We start from the raw sequence: 14,609 nt of genomic DNA, 5'->3' as shown, positions 1-14,609 counted from the left end.
GCCGAGGCCCGCGGCGTAGCATCCCCCTCATGCAGGCGATCCGCATCGAGAACCCCGGCCCCGACTCCCGACTCGTGCTGGAGGAGGTGCCGACGCCCTCCCCCGGACCCGGCGAGGTCCTCGTCCGCGTCGCGGCCGCCGGCGTCAACCGCGCCGACCTCGGCCAGCGCGCAGGGGTCTACCCGCCGCCGCCCGGCGCCTCCGAGATCCTCGGGATGGAGGTGTCCGGCACGGTCGTCGCGCTCGGCGAGGACGCGACCGGGTTCTCGGAGGGCGACGAGGTCTGCGCGCTGCTCTCCGGCGGCGGCTACGCGGAGTACGTCGCGGTCGACGCGGGCCTGGTGCTGCCGGTGCCGGACGGCGTCGGCCTCGTCTCGGCCGCCGCCCTCCCGGAGACGACGTCCACCGTCTGGTCGAACCTCGTGATGGTGGCCGGGCTCGGATCCGGCGACACCGTCCTCCTCCACGGCGGCGGGAGCGGGATCGGGACCACGGGCATCCAGATCGCCGCCGCCCTCGGCGCCCGCGTCGCCGTCACGGCCGGCAGCGCCCGCAAGCTCGAGGCGTGCCGCGCGCTCGGCGCCGACGTCCTGATCGACTACCGCGAGGAGGACTTCGTCGACCGGATCCGCGAGGCGACCGGCGGGCGCGGCGTCGACGTGATCCTCGACCCCGTCGGCGGCGACTACCTGGCCCGAGACCTGGAGGCGCTGGCCGTGGGCGGGCGCGTGGTGTTCATCGGCAACCAGTCCGGTGCGCTGGGCTCGCTCGACCTCGGGGTGCTGATGCGCAAGCGCGGGGCGGTGCACGCCACGACCCTCCGCGCCCGGCCCCTCGAGGAGCGGCGCGCGATCGTCGCGCGGGTGCGCGCAGAGGTCTGGCCGCTGGTCGCCGCCGGGACGGTGCGCCCGGTGGTGGACGAGGTGGTCCCGCTCGCCGAGGCCGAGCGGGCGCACGACGTGATGCGCTCCTCCGGCCACATCGGCAAGCTGCTGCTCACCCCGTGACGCCCCACACCGGAGGAGGCCCCCGCCTCCCGCGGTGAGCGGGAGCGGGGGCCTCCTCCGATGACGCCCTCCGGCGGGGCGTCAGACCGCGGAGCGCAGGAGACCGAGCGAGCGGTTGATGCCGTCGACGTCGACCGCGGCCGGATCGAACGAGGCTCCGGCGGCGAGGCCGAGAGCCTCGAGCGCCTCCGCGTGGTCGGCCGAGGACGGGTCCGTCGCCGCCCGCACCGTGTCGGCCCAGGCCGCGGGGCCTCCCGGCACGTCGAGCGGAGCCGCGCCGCGCGCGCCCGTGCAGCGCGGCAGAGCCGACGACAGCGGCGCGATCGACTCCAGACGGATGACGTGGCGCCACTCGTCCTCGAGGTCGTAGACGTAGAAGAGCTCGTCCTGCTCCTGCTCGAGCACCTCGGCGAGCGCGACGCCCGCCTCGTCCACGAGGTCGGCGCCGAACTCCTCCGCGTCGGACGGCGAGCCGATCGGAGCCTGCTCCTCGTCGGGCACGCCGACGCTGAAGTAGTGCGGCTGCGCGTCGGTCCAGCCCAGCGAGAGCTGGAGCGCGAGGTGCAGATCGCGCAGCGACGACTCGGAGGAGAGCTCGAGGCGCCGCCAGACGACGGGCTTGGTCCCGAGCAGGGCGACGTGGAGCGCGTAGGCCGTCGCCGTGTCCTGGGTCGCCTCGTCGAGGATCTCGAGGCGGGTGGCCTCGCGCTCTCCGAGGAGGACGACCGTCGCGCGGACGACGGAGGCGAGGACGGGCGCCAGGCCCTCCGGCACCGCGTAGCCGAACTCGGGCGAGTGCAGCAGCAGCCCGAGCTCGGCGGTGTCGTCGAGCATCCGCTCGGCCGTGCCGACCATGCGCTCGCGCTCGTCGAGGGCCTCGTCGAGCGAGACTCCGGAGTCGGCTGCCAGCTCGTCGACCAGCTCGCCGACGACCAGGCCCGGGTGGATCTCGGCCTGGCAGGCTACCGCGATGCGGACCAGCACGGCGTCGGTGGTGGTGACCGCGCGCTCCTCCGGGGAGAAGGCGCCGTCCTCGGTGTCGGCGGCCGCCAGCGCGGTCTGGGCGCTGAGGATCCACTGCTCGAGGAAGCGGGCGACGTAGGCGATGCGCTCGGCGGCGGCCTCGTGCGCGTCGGAGCTGCGCCAGAGCACGGCGGCCTCGCCGAGACCTGCGGCGGATCCCTCCTGCTCTAGCACGGCCGAGCCGACCAGCGCGTCCCACCAGGCCGAGACCGGGATGCGGACGGAGTCGTCGCTCGGGGTGGATCCCGCGGAGGAGATGCCCGCCTCGACCGCGATCTCGCGGGCGGCGCGCTCGGTGAGGGTCGCGCCGTCGTCGGCGGCGAGGTGCTCGACCACGACGTCGGCGGCGTGCACGAGAGCGGTGGCGCGCACGGCGGAGAGCTGCTCCTCGGCCGGGACCTCGTCGAGCTCGGCGAGGTCGTCGAGCACGGCCTCCACGAAGGAGCCGGCGAGGTCGAGGACCTCGTCGAGGACGGCCTGGCACTCGTCCAGCTCCTCGTCGGTGCCGGTCCAGAGGTCCTCGTCGGTGAGGAAGTCGAGGAAGTGCTCGACGACCTCGGCGACGGTGAAGAGGGTGTCGTCGAGGTCGGCCTCGCTCTCCTCCCCCGACAGGTCTGCCTCGATCTGGTCGAAGACGGCCTCGAGCAGCTCGGCGTCGGGCTGGGCGAAGGAGCCGCGCGGGCGCAGGTCGCGGGTCATCGCGAAGAGGTCGGTCAGCACCTCGACGGCCTCGTCGGCCTCGAGGTGCTCGTGCTGCATGCCCACCTCGGCGAGGTGCGAGCGGTACCAGCTGCGGAACCGCACCATCAGCGCGGTCTCGGCCGTGCGGCCGCCGCCCTGACCGCCGGACCCGCTCTGACCGCCTCCGGATCGTCCCTGGTTGCGCTTCTTGCCCATGATTCCTCCGCGACCGCTCCACTCACGACGAAGCGCTCCAGCCTACCCAGTGCGGGCGCGCGGCGGCACGCGCGGTCGCCCCCTGTTCACCCTGTGCGCACCGGGTCCGCTCCCTCTGATGCGGCCGATCGCCCGAGTCCCGGGATCCGCGCGCTGTGGGAGTCCTCGCCGCCCGGGCCCCTGCCACACGGGTCGCGATGATGAGAAATCTCGCAGCGATCGGGCGGCGAGGCTTGCGCTCGGACCCTCCGCTTCGGTGGAGTGTCCGGATGACCGACACGACGGACACCGCCGAGACCGCTCCCGGGAAGGCGTCGCTCAAGCGGGTGATCACCGGGCCGCTGCTGTTCGCCTTCATCGTGGGCGACACACTCGGCGCCGGCATCTACACCCTGGTCGGCACGATGGCCGAGGACGTGGGCGGCGTGATCTGGCTGCCGCTGCTGATCGCGCTGGTCGTCGCCCTGCTCACGGCGGGCACGTACGCCGAGCTGATCACCAAGTACCCGCACGCCGGAGGGGCGGCGCGCTACGTGGACCGCGCGTTCGGGAAGCCGTACCTCTCGTTCCTGATCGGCTTCCTGATGATGGCCTCCGGCATCACGACGGCCGCCTCCCTGGCGAACGCGTTCGCGGGCGACTACCTCGGGGCTCTGCTGGACGTGCCGCCGATCCCGACCGCGATCGTCTTCATCGCGATCCTCACCCTGGTGAACCTGCGCGGTGTGAAGGAGTCGCTGACGGCGAACCTGGTCGCCTCGGTGATCGAGGTGAGCGGACTGGTCATCGTCATCGTCTGCGCCGCGGTCTTCTTCGGCTCCGGCGACGGCGACGCCTCCCGCGTGCTCGAGTTCAACCCCGACGTCGCTCCGCTGCAGGGGGCGTTCGCCGCCTCGATCGTCGCCTTCTTCTCGTTCCTCGGCTTCGAGGCCGCGGCGAACATGGCCGAGGAGGTGCGGAACCCCTCGAAGGTCTACCCGCGGGCCCTCTTCGGTGCGCTGATCACCGCCGCCGTGGTCTACCTCCTCATCGCGCTCGGCGCCGTGATCGTGCTGCCGAACGACGAGCTCGCGGCCTCCAGCGGCCCCCTGCTGGACGTGGTCGCGGCGAGCGGAGTGGCCGTGCCGCCGTGGCTGTTCGGCCTCATCGCGCTGGTCGCCATCGCGAACGGCGCTCTGCTGTTCATGGTGATGGCGTCGCGGGTCGGGTTCGGGCTCGCCACCTCCGGGCTGCTTCCGAGCGCTTTCGGGAAGGTGCTGCCGGGCCGCCGCACGCCGTGGGTGTCGATCGTGGTCGTCGGCGGAGTGACGATGCTGCTCAGCCTGATCGGCGACGTCGGCACGCTCGCCGAGACGACGGTGCTGCTGCTCCTGCTGGTGTTCATCGCGGCGAACGTGTCGGTGCTGGTGCTGAAGAAGGACCGCGTCGACCACGCCCACTACTCCGTGCCGCGCGTGGTGCCGGTGCTCGCGACCATCGCGAGCGTGGTGCTGCTGACGCAGCAGACGGGCGTGGTCTGGCTGGCGACGGCGGGCTACGTGGTCGTGGGGACGCTGCTGTTCCTCGCCACCCGCCTGGGGAAGCGGAAGCAAGCGGAGCGGACCCCGGACTGACCCGGGCCGGCGGCGATCCGTCGCGAGCGGCCCGTCCGCGGATCCCGCGCGGGCCGTCCGCGACGGATCGATCGCGGGGGGGCGGTGAGGAGTGGGATCGTGAGGGGATGACCGTCACGCTCGAGCCGATTCCCGCCGCCGCTCTCGCCACGTGGATGCGGGTCCAGCGCTCGGCGTACATCGAGGACCGGATGCGGGCGGGCGACGACGAGGCGGCCGCGACGCGCAACGCCGACACCTCGTACGAGAAGTACTTCCCGGGCGGCTCCCCCGCCGCCGGGCACGACGTGCTCCTCGTCTCCGAGGACGGCCGCGCGGTCGGGTCGCTCTGGCTCGGCCCGCAACCGAGCGGGCTCGAGGGCGTCGGATACGTCTGGGACGTGCAGATCGACGCCGCCGAGCGCGGCCGCGGCCTCGGCCGGGCGGCGATGCTGCTCGCGGAGTCGCACGTCCGCTCCCGCGGCGGCTCCGCCCTCGCGCTGAACGTGTTCGGCTTCAACACCGTCGCGCGGGCGCTGTACGAGTCGCTCGGCTACGAGACGACGTCCCTGCAGATGCGCAAGCCGCTGGCCTGAGCGGGGCCGCTCGACGCCGGGCAGGGGCACGACCCGGTCGCGCAGAACGCCGCACGCCGTGCTCGAGGGCGGACGCCGACGGGCGCCCACCGACGAGCACGGCGGCGGCAGTGGTGGAACCGCCGGGGATCGGCAGGACCCTGCGGTCAGCTCGTGGAGGCGACGGCGGTCGGGTCGCCGGTGCCGGACGGACGCGGGGCGTCACCCGATCCCGTCGCCACCGACGCGCCGGTCGGAACGACGGTGCCGCCGGTCGCCATCCCCCGGCCGAAGGCCTGGCCCTGGAGGATCGCGCCGAGGTCGACGCCGGTCGCCGACCTGACGCTGTCGAACGTCGCGGCGAGACCCGCCGCCTGCTCGCGCGCGATGTGGGTGCCGGCGGTGTCGCCGCCGATCAGCGTCACCGAGCCGACGTTCTGGTAGCCCTTCGCGAACTCGGCCATGAGCGAGGGCAGCTGCCCGATGAGCTCGCGACCCAGGATCGCCTCCTGATTCTCGCGGAGCGCCTCCGCCTCGGCCGCGATGGCCGCCGCGCTCGCCTCGCCCTTCGCGCGGATGGCCTCCGCCTCGGCGGTCGCGTTCGCGCGCAGCGCCTCGGCCTCGGCGCCCGCCTTGGCCCGCAGTGCGTGGGCCTCGGCCTCGGCGCGGGCGCTCACGGCGGCGGCCTCGGCGGCGGCGGACGCCTGGCGCGCCTCCGCCTGGCGCTGGACGGCGTACGCCTCGGCGTCCGAGACCTGCTGCGCGACCTGGCGGTCCGTCTCGGCCTTCTTCTCGCGTCCGTAGGCGTCGGCGTCGGCCTCGGTCTGACGGCGGTACTTCTCGGCGTCCGCGACGCGCTTGACGTCGGCGTCGAGCTCGGCCTGCCGGTTCTCGGCGCGCTGCACGAGGACGGCCTGCTCGCGCTCGGCGCGGGCCAGGTTCTCGGCCTGCTCGGCCTCGGCGTTGGCGCGGCCGACCTCGGACTTCGCGGCGGCGGTGTTCTTGTCGTAGGCGGTCTGCTCGATCAGGTTCGCCTCGTCCGTGGCCAGCTGGCGAGCCTTGACCTCGCGGGCCGCGTTGATCCGCGCGACGTCGGCCTCGCGGCGGACGCGCTCGATCTCCTGCGCTCCGAGCGCCTCGATGTAGCCGTTGCGGTCGGTGACGCCCTGGATCGCGAAGGAGTCGAGCACGAGGCCCTGGGCGAGCAGGTCGCCCTTGATGCCCTCGGCGATCTCGTCTCCCAGCTTCTGCCGGTCCTGCATGACCTCCTCGACGCTGAGCTTCGCGACGACGCCGCGGAGGGCGCCCTCGAGCTGCTCGGTGGTGAAGACGTCGATCGACTGGTCCTGCGACGCGAAGCGCTCGGCGGCGGCGCGGACCTGGTCGGCCGTGGACCCGATCTTGACCAGGGCGACGCCCGCGAGGTGGATGGTCACGCCGTTCTTGGTCTGCGCGACCGGCTCCATCTTGATCTGGCGGGAGCGCAGCGAGATGCGGTCGGACCGCTGGGTCAGCTTGTTCACGAACGCGCCGCCGCCGGTGATGACGGTCATGTTCGAGGTGAGGCCGTCCTCGCCCTTCTGCTTCTTCCCGACGATCACGATCGCCTCGTCGGCCTGCGGCACCTGGTACCACGCGCGGAAGAGGAAGAAGCCGATGAGGGCGATCAGCAGGAGTGCGCCGACGGCGACTCCGGCGAGGACGATCCAGAGGAGATCCGGTTCCATGGGCGGGCGACCTTTCGTCCGACCCGCGCGACGCGGGTACCTGAGAGACGTACAGGTTCCATCGTGTCACAGCGCCTCGGACGGCCGCGTCGGCCGGAGGGGGGATACTGCGGACGCCGCCGAGAGCGGTTCACGCGGGAGCGGGCCCGGAGGAGGACGCCACGAACGAGGGCGTCGCGCGGAGTGCCGCGGAGGAGATCAGTGCTGGGGTACCTGGACTCGAACCAAGAACAACTGAACCAGAATCAGCCGTGTTGCCAATTACACCATACCCCAATGGTCATCCGGAGGTGATCCCGGGACCAGGCGGCGACCGGATCGAGACCCGAGCGCCGAGAGACGACAGTACCCTACGCGGGCATCCCGCTCAAATCGAGCCGCGGACGACGCTGCCCTCGGACTCCGGGGCGGCCTCGCCGAGGCGGGCGCGGACGAGGTCGCGGTTGATCGCGGAGGCGACCTGGGCGCCCGATCCGGCGGCGACGATCAGCTGCTGCGGGCCGGGAGGGGTGACCTCGCCGGCGGCGTAGAGGCCGGGGACGGACGTGCGGCCGCCGGCGTCGACGCGGAGGAAGCCGTCGGCGTCGCGGTCGGGGCCGGCCGCGTCCAGGTAGTCCAGCGCGGGCGTCCAGACGGGGCGGACGAACGCCCCGGTGCGCGGGACGACGTCGCCGTCGACGAGGCGGACGCCGGTCATCTCGGCGCGCTCCCCGGCGAGGTCGGCGACCGGGCGCCGGTCGACCCGGATGCCGATGGAGGCGAGCAGCGACTCGTCGGCGTCGCTCACCGTCCCGACGCCGTTGGTGAAGACGATCAGGTCGGTCGACCACTGCGAGAGGAGCATGGCCCGCTCCGCGAGGTCGTCGGTCTCGCCGATCAGGGCGAGCGCCTCCCCCGCCTTCTCGTAGCCGTCGCACTCCATGCAGCTGTGCACGGCGGTGCCGTAGTAGGCGCGCAGGCTCGGGAGCGCGGGCGGCGTCTCGAGCAGCCCCGCGGCGACCACGACGGCGGTGGCGACGACGGAGCGGTCGGCGCTGCCGCGCACGCCGCGCGCGCCGACCACGAACTCGCCGCCGGAGCGCTCGACCGACGTGACGAGGGCGTTGTGCACCTCGGCGGCCTCGTAGCGCTCGAACTCCTCGCGGCCGAGGCGGCGCAGCTCGAGCGGCGAGATGCCGTCGCGGGTGAGGAACCCGTGCGAGTGCAGGGTCGCAGCGTTCCGCGGGCGGTTGCTGTCGAGCAGCAGCACGCTCCGGCGCGCCCGGACGAGGTTGAGCGCGGTGGAGAGCCCGGCGGGGCCCCCGCCGATCACGACGACGTCGTATCGTCCGCCGACCGTCTCCGCCACGGTCAGGCCTGCCGGGAGGCGCCGAGGTGAGCGCCCAGGCGGTCGAGGCGGGCGATCGACTCCTGCTTGCCGAGGATCTCCATCGACTCGAACAGCGGCGGCGAGACGCGGCGTCCGGAGACCGCGGTGCGCAGCGGCCCGTAGGCGATGCGGGGCTTGAGGCCGAGGCCCTCGATCAGCGCGGAGGCGAGCGCCTCCTGGATCGAGGCCGTCAGCCACTCGGACGCGGGGACGAGCTCGAGGGCGCCGATCGAGGCGGCGAGCACCTCGCCGGCGTTCGCGGGCAGGCCCTTCAGCGCGTCCTCGTCGTACTCGAGCGCGTCGGACGCGGTGAAGAGGAACCCGAGCATGCCGGGGGCCTCCCCGAGCAGGCCGATCCGCTCCTGCACGAGGGGTGCGGCGGCGTCGAGCACGGCGCGCTGCTCGGCGGTCGGCTCGCCCGCGAGCACTCCGGCCGCCACGAGGTACGGGATCGTCCGCTCGGTGAAGTCGTCGACGGCCAGGAGGCGGATGTGGTCGCCGTTGATCGACTCGGCCTTCTTGAGGTCGAAGCGGGCGGGATTCGGGTTCACGTCGGCGACGTCGAAGGCGGCGACCATCTCGTCGATCGAGAAGACGTCGCGGTCGTGCGTGAGCGACCAGCCGAGCAGGGCGAGGTAGTTGACCAGGCCCTCCGGGATGAAGCCGCGGTCGCGGTGGTGGAAGAAATTCGAGGACGGATCGCGCTTGGAGAGCTTCTTGCTGCCGTCGCCCATCACGTAGGGGAGGTGCCCGAAGCGCGGGACGAAGGTCGTCACTCCGATGTCGATCAGCGCGTGGTACAGCGCGATCTGCCGGGCGGTCGAGGGCAGGATGTCCTCGCCGCGCAGCACGTGGGTGATCTGCATGATCGCGTCGTCGACCGGGTTCACCAGCGTGTAGAGCGGCTGGCCGTTGGGGCGCACCACGACGAAGTCGCTGAAGGAGCCCGCGGGGAACGTGATCGGGCCGCGGACCAGGTCGTCGAAGGACAGGTCGGCGTCCGGCACGCGCAGGCGCAGCGCCGGGGCGCGGCCCTCGGCGCGGAAGGCGGCGCGCTGCTCCTCGGTGAGGTCGCGGTCGTGGTTGTCGTACCCGTGCTGCTTCGCGCGGCCGGCCGCCTCGTTGCGCGCGTCGATCTCCTCGGCCGTGGAGTAGCTCTCGTAGAGGTGCCCCGAGGCCGTCAGGCGCGCGATCACGTCGAGGTAGACATCGGTGCGCTCGGACTGCCGGTACGGGCCGTGCGGGCCGCCGACTCCGACGCCCTCGTCCCAGTCGAGCTTCAGCCAGCGCAGCGCGTCGAGGATCTGCTCCACGCTCTCCTCGCTGTCGCGGGCGGCGTCCGTGTCCTCGATGCGGAAGACGAACGTACCGCCGGTGTGGCGCGCGTACGCCCAGTTGAACAGGGCGGTGCGGATGAGGCCGACGTGCGGGGTCCCGGTCGGCGAGGGGCAGAAGCGGACGCGGACGTCGCTCCCGGTCGCGGTCGTGAACGGGTGCGCGTCCGGCGCGCTTTCCAGGGGCGGGGTGAGCTCAGACATACGACCCCGATCCTACCGGCGGGAGCCGGTGCGGCGCCCGGGATCGCGGGGGCCGTGGCGCCTCCGCCCCGGGCACGGTGCGCGCCTCGCGGCGACTGCTTCTACCGGACAGCACTGCTCCGAGTCAACGGACTCCCCGAGCGAGCAGGAGCAGTGGTGCGCTGACCCCGGGCCTCTCGTCGAGAGGGCCCGAGCGCCGCACCGCAGGCCGCGCCGGGCCTCCGCGCGAGCGTGCCCGGAAGGAGCACTGATGAGCACGATCGATCTCGACCCCCGCACCGACCGCCCGAGCGCCCTCACCGAGGCGGCACGGGAGGAGAAGGACGCCCGCACGCTCTCGCTCTTCCAGGCCGCGGTGAGCGCGGAGGCCGCCGAGGGCGCGCGCATCCGCGAGCGCATCGTGCTCGACCACCTGGGCCTGGCCGAGGCCATGGCCCGCCGGGTCTCCCGGAGCGGAGGCGACTGGGCGGATCTGCGCCAGGTCGCCTACGTGGGCCTCGTGAAGGCCGCCCGCCGCTTCACTCCCGAGCGCGGAGACAGCTTCGCCGCGTTCGCCGTCCCCACGATCACCGGCGAGCTCAAGCGCCACCTCCGCGACCTCGGCTGGATGATCCGGCCGCCGCGCGGCGTGCAGGAGCTGCACCGCCGCTCCACCGTCGTCGCCGACGAGCTCGCGCAGGAGCTCGGCCGTCACCCCACCGACCAGGAGATCGCCCGCCGCCTCGGAGTGGACGCGACGGAGGTGGCCGACGCGCGCCTCGCGGGGCATCCGCTCTCCCTCGACGAGACCGTGGGCGAGGGCGGCGTCGGCCTGGGCGACACCCTCGGCGGCGAGGACGAGCGGCTGCTCGAGATCGACCGGCGGCACGGGCTCGCCGAGGCCCTCGCCGAGCTCGAGGAGGGCCAGCGCGAGCTCCTGCGCATGCGCTTCGTCGAGGAGCGGACCCAGCAGCAGATAGCCGACGCCCTGGGGACGACGCAGATGCAGGTCTCGCGCCTGCAGCGGCGGATCCTCGCGCAGCTCGCCGACCGGCTCGGCGCCCCCTCGCGCAGCCATCAGCCGCGCGCTCCCCGGGCCCGCGTGGCCACGGTCACTCCGGTCCGACCGGCGACGCGGCTGAAGTCCGCCTGAGGTGGGCCTCGGCACGCGACGGGAGCGACGAGAGGGCGGCGAGGACGTCGTCGACCTGGACCGCGAGCAGCGCCGGGTCCGGCTCGGCGGAGAAGACGTCGCCGCGGCGGAGGGAGGCGTCGGTCAGCACGACGTGCGGACCCGAGGCCGGAGGGCCCCAGGCCTCGGGCGGTGCCGGACCGAAGATCACGACCGAGGGGACGCCGTACGCGGAGGCGAGGTGCGCGGCTCCGGTGTCGACGGTCACCACGACCTCGGCGGCCGCGACGACCGCGGCGAACCCGCTGAGCGCGAGCTCCCCCGCCAGCACCTCGCCCGTGCCGGCGAGCTCGGCGACGCGGCGGGCGCGGTCGGCCTCGTTCGCGCCCCCGGTGTAGACGACGCGGTGCCCCTCGGCGGTGAGGGCGCGGGCCACCGCGGCGAAGCGCTCCTCCGGCCACTCGCGCGAGCCGTAGAAGGCCCCGATGTGCACGACGGCGGCTCCGGGGGCCGAGGCGGGCTCCTCCGGGACGGCGATCGCGACGTCCTCGGGGTCGGCGTCGAGACCGATCGAGTTCACCAGGCGGGCCCAGCGGGCGCGCTCCAGCTCGCCGTCGATCCAGAGCGGCCGTGGGTCCTCCGGGCCCGCGCCCGGGTCCAGCGCCGGGACGCGGAACTCGAGCGTGCGCTCGGGCGCGATCTCGCGCAGCCGCAGCCGCGACTCCGGGCCGTTGCCGTGGAGGTTCACGCCGAGCTCGACCCGGCCGGCGGCCATCGGCAGCGGGTCGTCGAGTCCGCGGAGGGTGGGCACGAGCGCGTCCAGGCCCTCGACCAGATCGACGATCGGCTCGAGCCAGGGCGTGGTCGCCATGATCAGCCGGTGGTCCGGGAAGCCGCGGCGCAGGGCCTTGAGCGCCGGGACGGCGACGAGCAGGTCGCCGAGCTTGAGGGCGCGCAGCGCGAGGATCTCCGGAGTCCCGTCCGGGGCGGTGAGAGCGCGCACGGCGCCTCCTTCCTGTCGGAGTCCCCGTACCCCGCTGCGCGCACCTCAGACGCGCCGCCCGCAGATGCGAGCGACGCGCCCGGACGGACCGACTTCTCCGGAAGGGGGTTTACATCCCCGGTCGAGGGGTACGAGGAGAAGGTGAACGACTCCTCCTCCCGGAGCGCCGACGAGCGCGCGAGGGCCCCGCGCCTGCGGGGGATCCTCTTCGACCGCGATGCGACGCTCGTGGTCGACGTGCCCTACAACGGCGACCCGGCGCAGGTCTCCCCGATGCCCACCGCCCTCGCCGCGGTCGAGCGCGCGCGCGAGGCGGGGCTGGTTCTGGGCGTGGTCACCAACCAGTCCGGGATCGCCCGCGGGATCATCGACCGCGGCCAGGCCGACGCGGTGAACCGGCGCGTGGACGAGCTCTTCGGCGGCTTCGACGTGTGGATGCTCTGCCCCCACGGCCCGGAGGACGGCTGCTCCTGCCGGAAGCCCCGGCCCGGCATGGTGCTCGGCGCCGCCGAGCAGCTGGGACTGCCGGCACGCTCCCTCGCCGTGATCGGCGACATCGGGGCCGACGTCGGCGCCGCCGCCGCGGCCGGCGCCCGTGGAGTGCTGGTGCCGACTCCGATCACCCGCGCCGAGGAGGTGGACGCCGCTCCGCTGCAGGCGGCGACGCTCCTCGAGGCGGTCGAGCTGCTGCTCGCGATGCAGCCCGACGAGGACGCCGAGTGAGGCGCCGCGTGCTCGTCGCCCGCCTGGACAGCGCGGGAGACGTCCTGCTGTGCGGACCCGCCGTCCGCGCGATCGCGGCCGACGCCGAGGTGCTGCTGCTGAGCGGTCCGCAGGGAGCGCCCGCGGCCGCGCTGCTGCCGGGTCCCTCCTCCGTCCGCACCTGGTGGTGCCCGTGGATCGGCGACGCCTCCCGCCCCGTCGACGGCGAGCTCGTCGACGAGCTGCGCGCGATCGTCGAGGAGTTCGCGCCGGACGAGGCCGTGGTCCTCACCTCCTTCCACCAGTCGCCGCTTCCGCTGGCCCTGTTGCTCCGCCTCGCCGGTGTCGCCCGCATCACGGGCGCCTCGGTCGACTTCGCGGGCGCCCTGCTCGATGTGCGCCTCGTCCCGGGCGAGACCCTCGAGGAGGACCAGCCGGAGCCGGAGCGCGCGCTCGCGATCGCGGCGGCGGCCGGCTTCGCGCTGCCCGCCGGCGACGACGGACGGCTCCGCGTGCGCCGCGAGGGCGTGCTGCCCGCCGCTCTCGAGGGGATCGGCCCCTACGCGGTCGTGCACCCCGGGGCAGCCGTCCCCGCCCGCGCCTGGCCCGCGGCGAACGCGGCCCGCGCCGTCGAGCTGCTGGCGGACGCGGGCCTCGCCGTCGTCGTCACCGGCGGCCCGGGCGAGCGCTCCCTCACGGCCGAGGTCGCGGGCTCCCGCGGCATCGACCTCGGCGGGGCGACGGACTTCCCCGGCGCCGCCGAGGTGCTGGCCGGCGCCGAGGTCGTGATCTGCGGCAACACCGGCCCCGCGCACCTCGCCGCCGCGGTCGGAACCCCCGTGGTCAGCCTCTTCGCGCCGGTCGTCCCGGCCGTGCGCTGGGCGCCCTACGGCGTCCCGGTCGCGCTGCTCGGCGACCAGGAGGCGCCCTGCGCCGGCTCGCGCGCCCGCGTGTGCCCCGTCCCCGGCCATCCCTGCCTCGCGGGGGTGAGCGCCGAGGAGGCGGTCGCCGCCGCCCTCCGACTCCGACCCACGACTTCCCCGAGAGAGGCCATCGCATGAGGATCCTGCTCTGGCACGTGCACGGCGGCTGGGCGGACGCCTTCGTCCGCGGCGCCCACACCTACCTGCTCCCCACGACTCCGCCCCGCGACAGCTGGGGCCTGGGCACCGGCGGCCGCGACTGGCCGAGCGCCGTCGAGATCGCCCCCGAGGAGCTGCACGACGCCGACGTCGACGCGGTCCTCCTCCAGAGGCCCGAGGAGCTCGCCGAGGCCGAGCGCCTGCTCGGGCGACGCCTCGGCCGCGACGTGCCCGCCGTCTACGTGGAGCACAACACCCCCCGCGGGGACGTGCCGGACAACCGCCACCCGCTCGCCGACCGCGACGACCTGCTGATCGTCCACGTCACCCACTTCAACGCCCTGATGTGGGACACCGGATCGACGCGGACGACGGTGATCGAGCACGGGATCCACGACCCGGGTCCCCTCTACACCGGCGAGCTGCCGCACTTCGGCGTGGTCGTCAACGAGCCCGTCCGCCGGGGCCGGGTCGCCGGGACCGACCTGCTCCCCCGCTTCGGCGCGGTCGCTCCGCTGGACGTCTTCGGGATGAAGACCGACCGGCTCGCCGAGCTGCCGGGCCTGGAGGACGTGACGGTCCTCGGCGACGTCCGCACGCAGGCGATGCACGCGGCCCTGGCCCGCCGCCGGGTCTACCTGCACCCGTTCCGCTGGACCTCCCTCGGCCTCGCGCTGCTGGAGGCGATGCACCTCGGGATGCCCGTCGTCGCGCTCGACGTGACGGAGGCGGGGCGCGCCGTCCCGCCCGAGGCCGGAGCGGTCTCGAACGACCTCGACGCCCTCGTCGCCTCGGCCCGGGCGCTCGTCGAGGACCCGGACCGCGCCGCCCGCGCCGGCGCCGTCGCCCGCGAGGCCGCGCTCGCGCGCTACGGCCTCGCCCGGTTCCACCGCGACTGGGACGAAGTCCTCGCCGACCTCCCCGGACGCCGGTCGCCGGAGCCCGCTCTGGAAGGGAGCACCCGATGAAGCAGCACCTCTCCG

12 protein-coding genes and 1 tRNA gene are annotated in these 14,609 nt (G+C 74.2%); 7 read left to right on the top strand and 6 right to left on the bottom strand.

What is annotated here, in order from left to right:
• Window positions 1–29: 29 nt before the first annotated feature.
• The gene (locus C5C30_RS06360) at window positions 30–1,007 is read left to right on the top strand and encodes an NAD(P)H-quinone oxidoreductase (RefSeq protein ID WP_104333379.1); all 978 of its coding nucleotides are present in this window, start codon (window positions 30–32) and stop codon (window positions 1,005–1,007) included.
• 81 nt (window positions 1,008–1,088) lie between these two features.
• On the opposite strand, the gene C5C30_RS06355 is transcribed toward C5C30_RS06360, so the two are convergent.
• Entirely contained in the window at window positions 1,089–2,927 is a 1,839-nt protein-coding gene (locus tag C5C30_RS06355) for a plasmid pRiA4b ORF-3 family protein (protein WP_104262696.1), read from the bottom strand.
• Between the two features lie 269 nt (window positions 2,928–3,196).
• Between C5C30_RS06355 and C5C30_RS06350 the strand changes: the two genes are divergently transcribed.
• Complete coding sequence (locus tag C5C30_RS06350) at window positions 3,197–4,540, top strand: APC family permease (RefSeq protein WP_104333378.1); 1,344 nt, start codon at window positions 3,197–3,199, stop codon at window positions 4,538–4,540.
• Window positions 4,541–4,647: 107 nt separating this feature from the next.
• Complete coding sequence (locus C5C30_RS06345; RefSeq protein ID WP_104333377.1) at window positions 4,648–5,115, top strand: N-acetyltransferase; 468 nt, start codon at window positions 4,648–4,650, stop codon at window positions 5,113–5,115.
• Window positions 5,116–5,261: 146 nt separating this feature from the next.
• Here the strand turns inward: C5C30_RS06345 and C5C30_RS06340 are convergent, their stop codons facing one another.
• The 4 genes from C5C30_RS06340 to gltX form a co-directional block, all read right to left on the bottom strand.
• Window positions 5,262–6,821 (bottom strand): SPFH domain-containing protein, encoded by a 1,560-nt coding sequence (locus C5C30_RS06340; RefSeq protein ID WP_104226268.1) that lies wholly within the window; start codon window positions 6,819–6,821, stop codon window positions 5,262–5,264.
• Window positions 6,822–7,025: 204 nt separating this feature from the next.
• Window positions 7,026–7,097 (bottom strand) — tRNA-Gln (locus C5C30_RS06335).
• A gap of 91 nt (window positions 7,098–7,188) precedes the next feature.
• The gene (locus tag C5C30_RS06330) at window positions 7,189–8,169 is read right to left on the bottom strand and encodes an NAD(P)/FAD-dependent oxidoreductase (protein ID WP_104276156.1); all 981 of its coding nucleotides are present in this window, start codon (window positions 8,167–8,169) and stop codon (window positions 7,189–7,191) included.
• A gap of 2 nt (window positions 8,170–8,171) precedes the next feature.
• A complete protein-coding gene (gene gltX, locus C5C30_RS06325; RefSeq protein ID WP_104333376.1) occupies window positions 8,172–9,728 on the bottom strand; it encodes a glutamate--tRNA ligase in 1,557 nt (518 codons plus the stop codon).
• A gap of 250 nt (window positions 9,729–9,978) precedes the next feature.
• Between gltX and C5C30_RS06320 the strand changes: the two genes are divergently transcribed.
• Window positions 9,979–10,860: a sigma-70 family RNA polymerase sigma factor gene (locus tag C5C30_RS06320; RefSeq protein ID WP_104333375.1), complete on the top strand. Its 882-nt coding sequence runs from the start codon at window positions 9,979–9,981 to the stop codon at window positions 10,858–10,860.
• Here C5C30_RS06320 and C5C30_RS06315 read toward each other — a convergent pair.
• Complete coding sequence (locus tag C5C30_RS06315; RefSeq protein WP_104247438.1) at window positions 10,820–11,842, bottom strand: glycosyltransferase family 9 protein; 1,023 nt, start codon at window positions 11,840–11,842, stop codon at window positions 10,820–10,822. The two genes, C5C30_RS06320 and C5C30_RS06315, sit on opposite strands and share 41 nt — an antisense overlap.
• Before the next feature lie 141 nt (window positions 11,843–11,983).
• Between C5C30_RS06315 and C5C30_RS17615 the strand changes: the two genes are divergently transcribed.
• The 3 genes from C5C30_RS17615 to C5C30_RS06305 are packed head-to-tail and all read left to right on the top strand — an operon-like array spanning window position 11,984 to window position 14,594.
• Window positions 11,984–12,565, top strand: a complete 582-nt coding sequence (locus tag C5C30_RS17615; RefSeq protein ID WP_181131474.1) for an HAD-IIIA family hydrolase — start codon at window positions 11,984–11,986, stop codon at window positions 12,563–12,565.
• Window positions 12,562–13,605, top strand: coding sequence for a glycosyltransferase family 9 protein (locus C5C30_RS06310; RefSeq protein WP_219813046.1), 1,044 nt, complete (start codon window positions 12,562–12,564; stop codon window positions 13,603–13,605). Before C5C30_RS17615 ends, C5C30_RS06310 begins: the two co-directional genes overlap by 4 nt.
• Window positions 13,602–14,594, top strand: a complete 993-nt coding sequence (locus tag C5C30_RS06305; RefSeq protein WP_104268723.1) for a glycosyltransferase — start codon at window positions 13,602–13,604, stop codon at window positions 14,592–14,594. Before C5C30_RS06310 ends, C5C30_RS06305 begins: the two co-directional genes overlap by 4 nt.
• The last annotated feature ends 15 nt before the right edge of the window (window positions 14,595–14,609 follow it).

The sequence above is a fragment of the Rathayibacter sp. AY2B5 genome (genome assembly GCF_002931645.1).
Lineage (GTDB): Bacteria > Actinomycetota > Actinomycetes > Actinomycetales > Microbacteriaceae > Rathayibacter.
Note: the sequence above shows the minus strand (reverse complement) of the source record. Positions and strands in the feature narration are given on the sequence as shown.

What these genes read in the sequence shown, in the direction of transcription:
- C5C30_RS06360 (WP_104333379.1), top strand. Translation starts at nt 30, where the DNA reads ATGCAGGCGATCCGCATCGAGAACCCCGGCCCCGACTCCCGACTCGTG.
- C5C30_RS06355 (WP_104262696.1), bottom strand. Translation starts at nt 2,927, where the DNA reads ATGGGCAAGAAGCGCAACCAGGGACGATCCGGAGGCGGTCAGAGCGGG.
- C5C30_RS06350 (WP_104333378.1), top strand. Translation starts at nt 3,197, where the DNA reads ATGACCGACACGACGGACACCGCCGAGACCGCTCCCGGGAAGGCGTCG.
- C5C30_RS06345 (WP_104333377.1), top strand. Translation starts at nt 4,648, where the DNA reads ATGACCGTCACGCTCGAGCCGATTCCCGCCGCCGCTCTCGCCACGTGG.
- C5C30_RS06340 (WP_104226268.1), bottom strand. Translation starts at nt 6,821, where the DNA reads ATGGAACCGGATCTCCTCTGGATCGTCCTCGCCGGAGTCGCCGTCGGC.
- gltX (WP_104333376.1), bottom strand. Translation starts at nt 9,728, where the DNA reads ATGTCTGAGCTCACCCCGCCCCTGGAAAGCGCGCCGGACGCGCACCCG.
- C5C30_RS06320 (WP_104333375.1), top strand. Translation starts at nt 9,979, where the DNA reads ATGAGCACGATCGATCTCGACCCCCGCACCGACCGCCCGAGCGCCCTC.
- C5C30_RS06305 (WP_104268723.1), top strand. Translation starts at nt 13,602, where the DNA reads ATGAGGATCCTGCTCTGGCACGTGCACGGCGGCTGGGCGGACGCCTTC.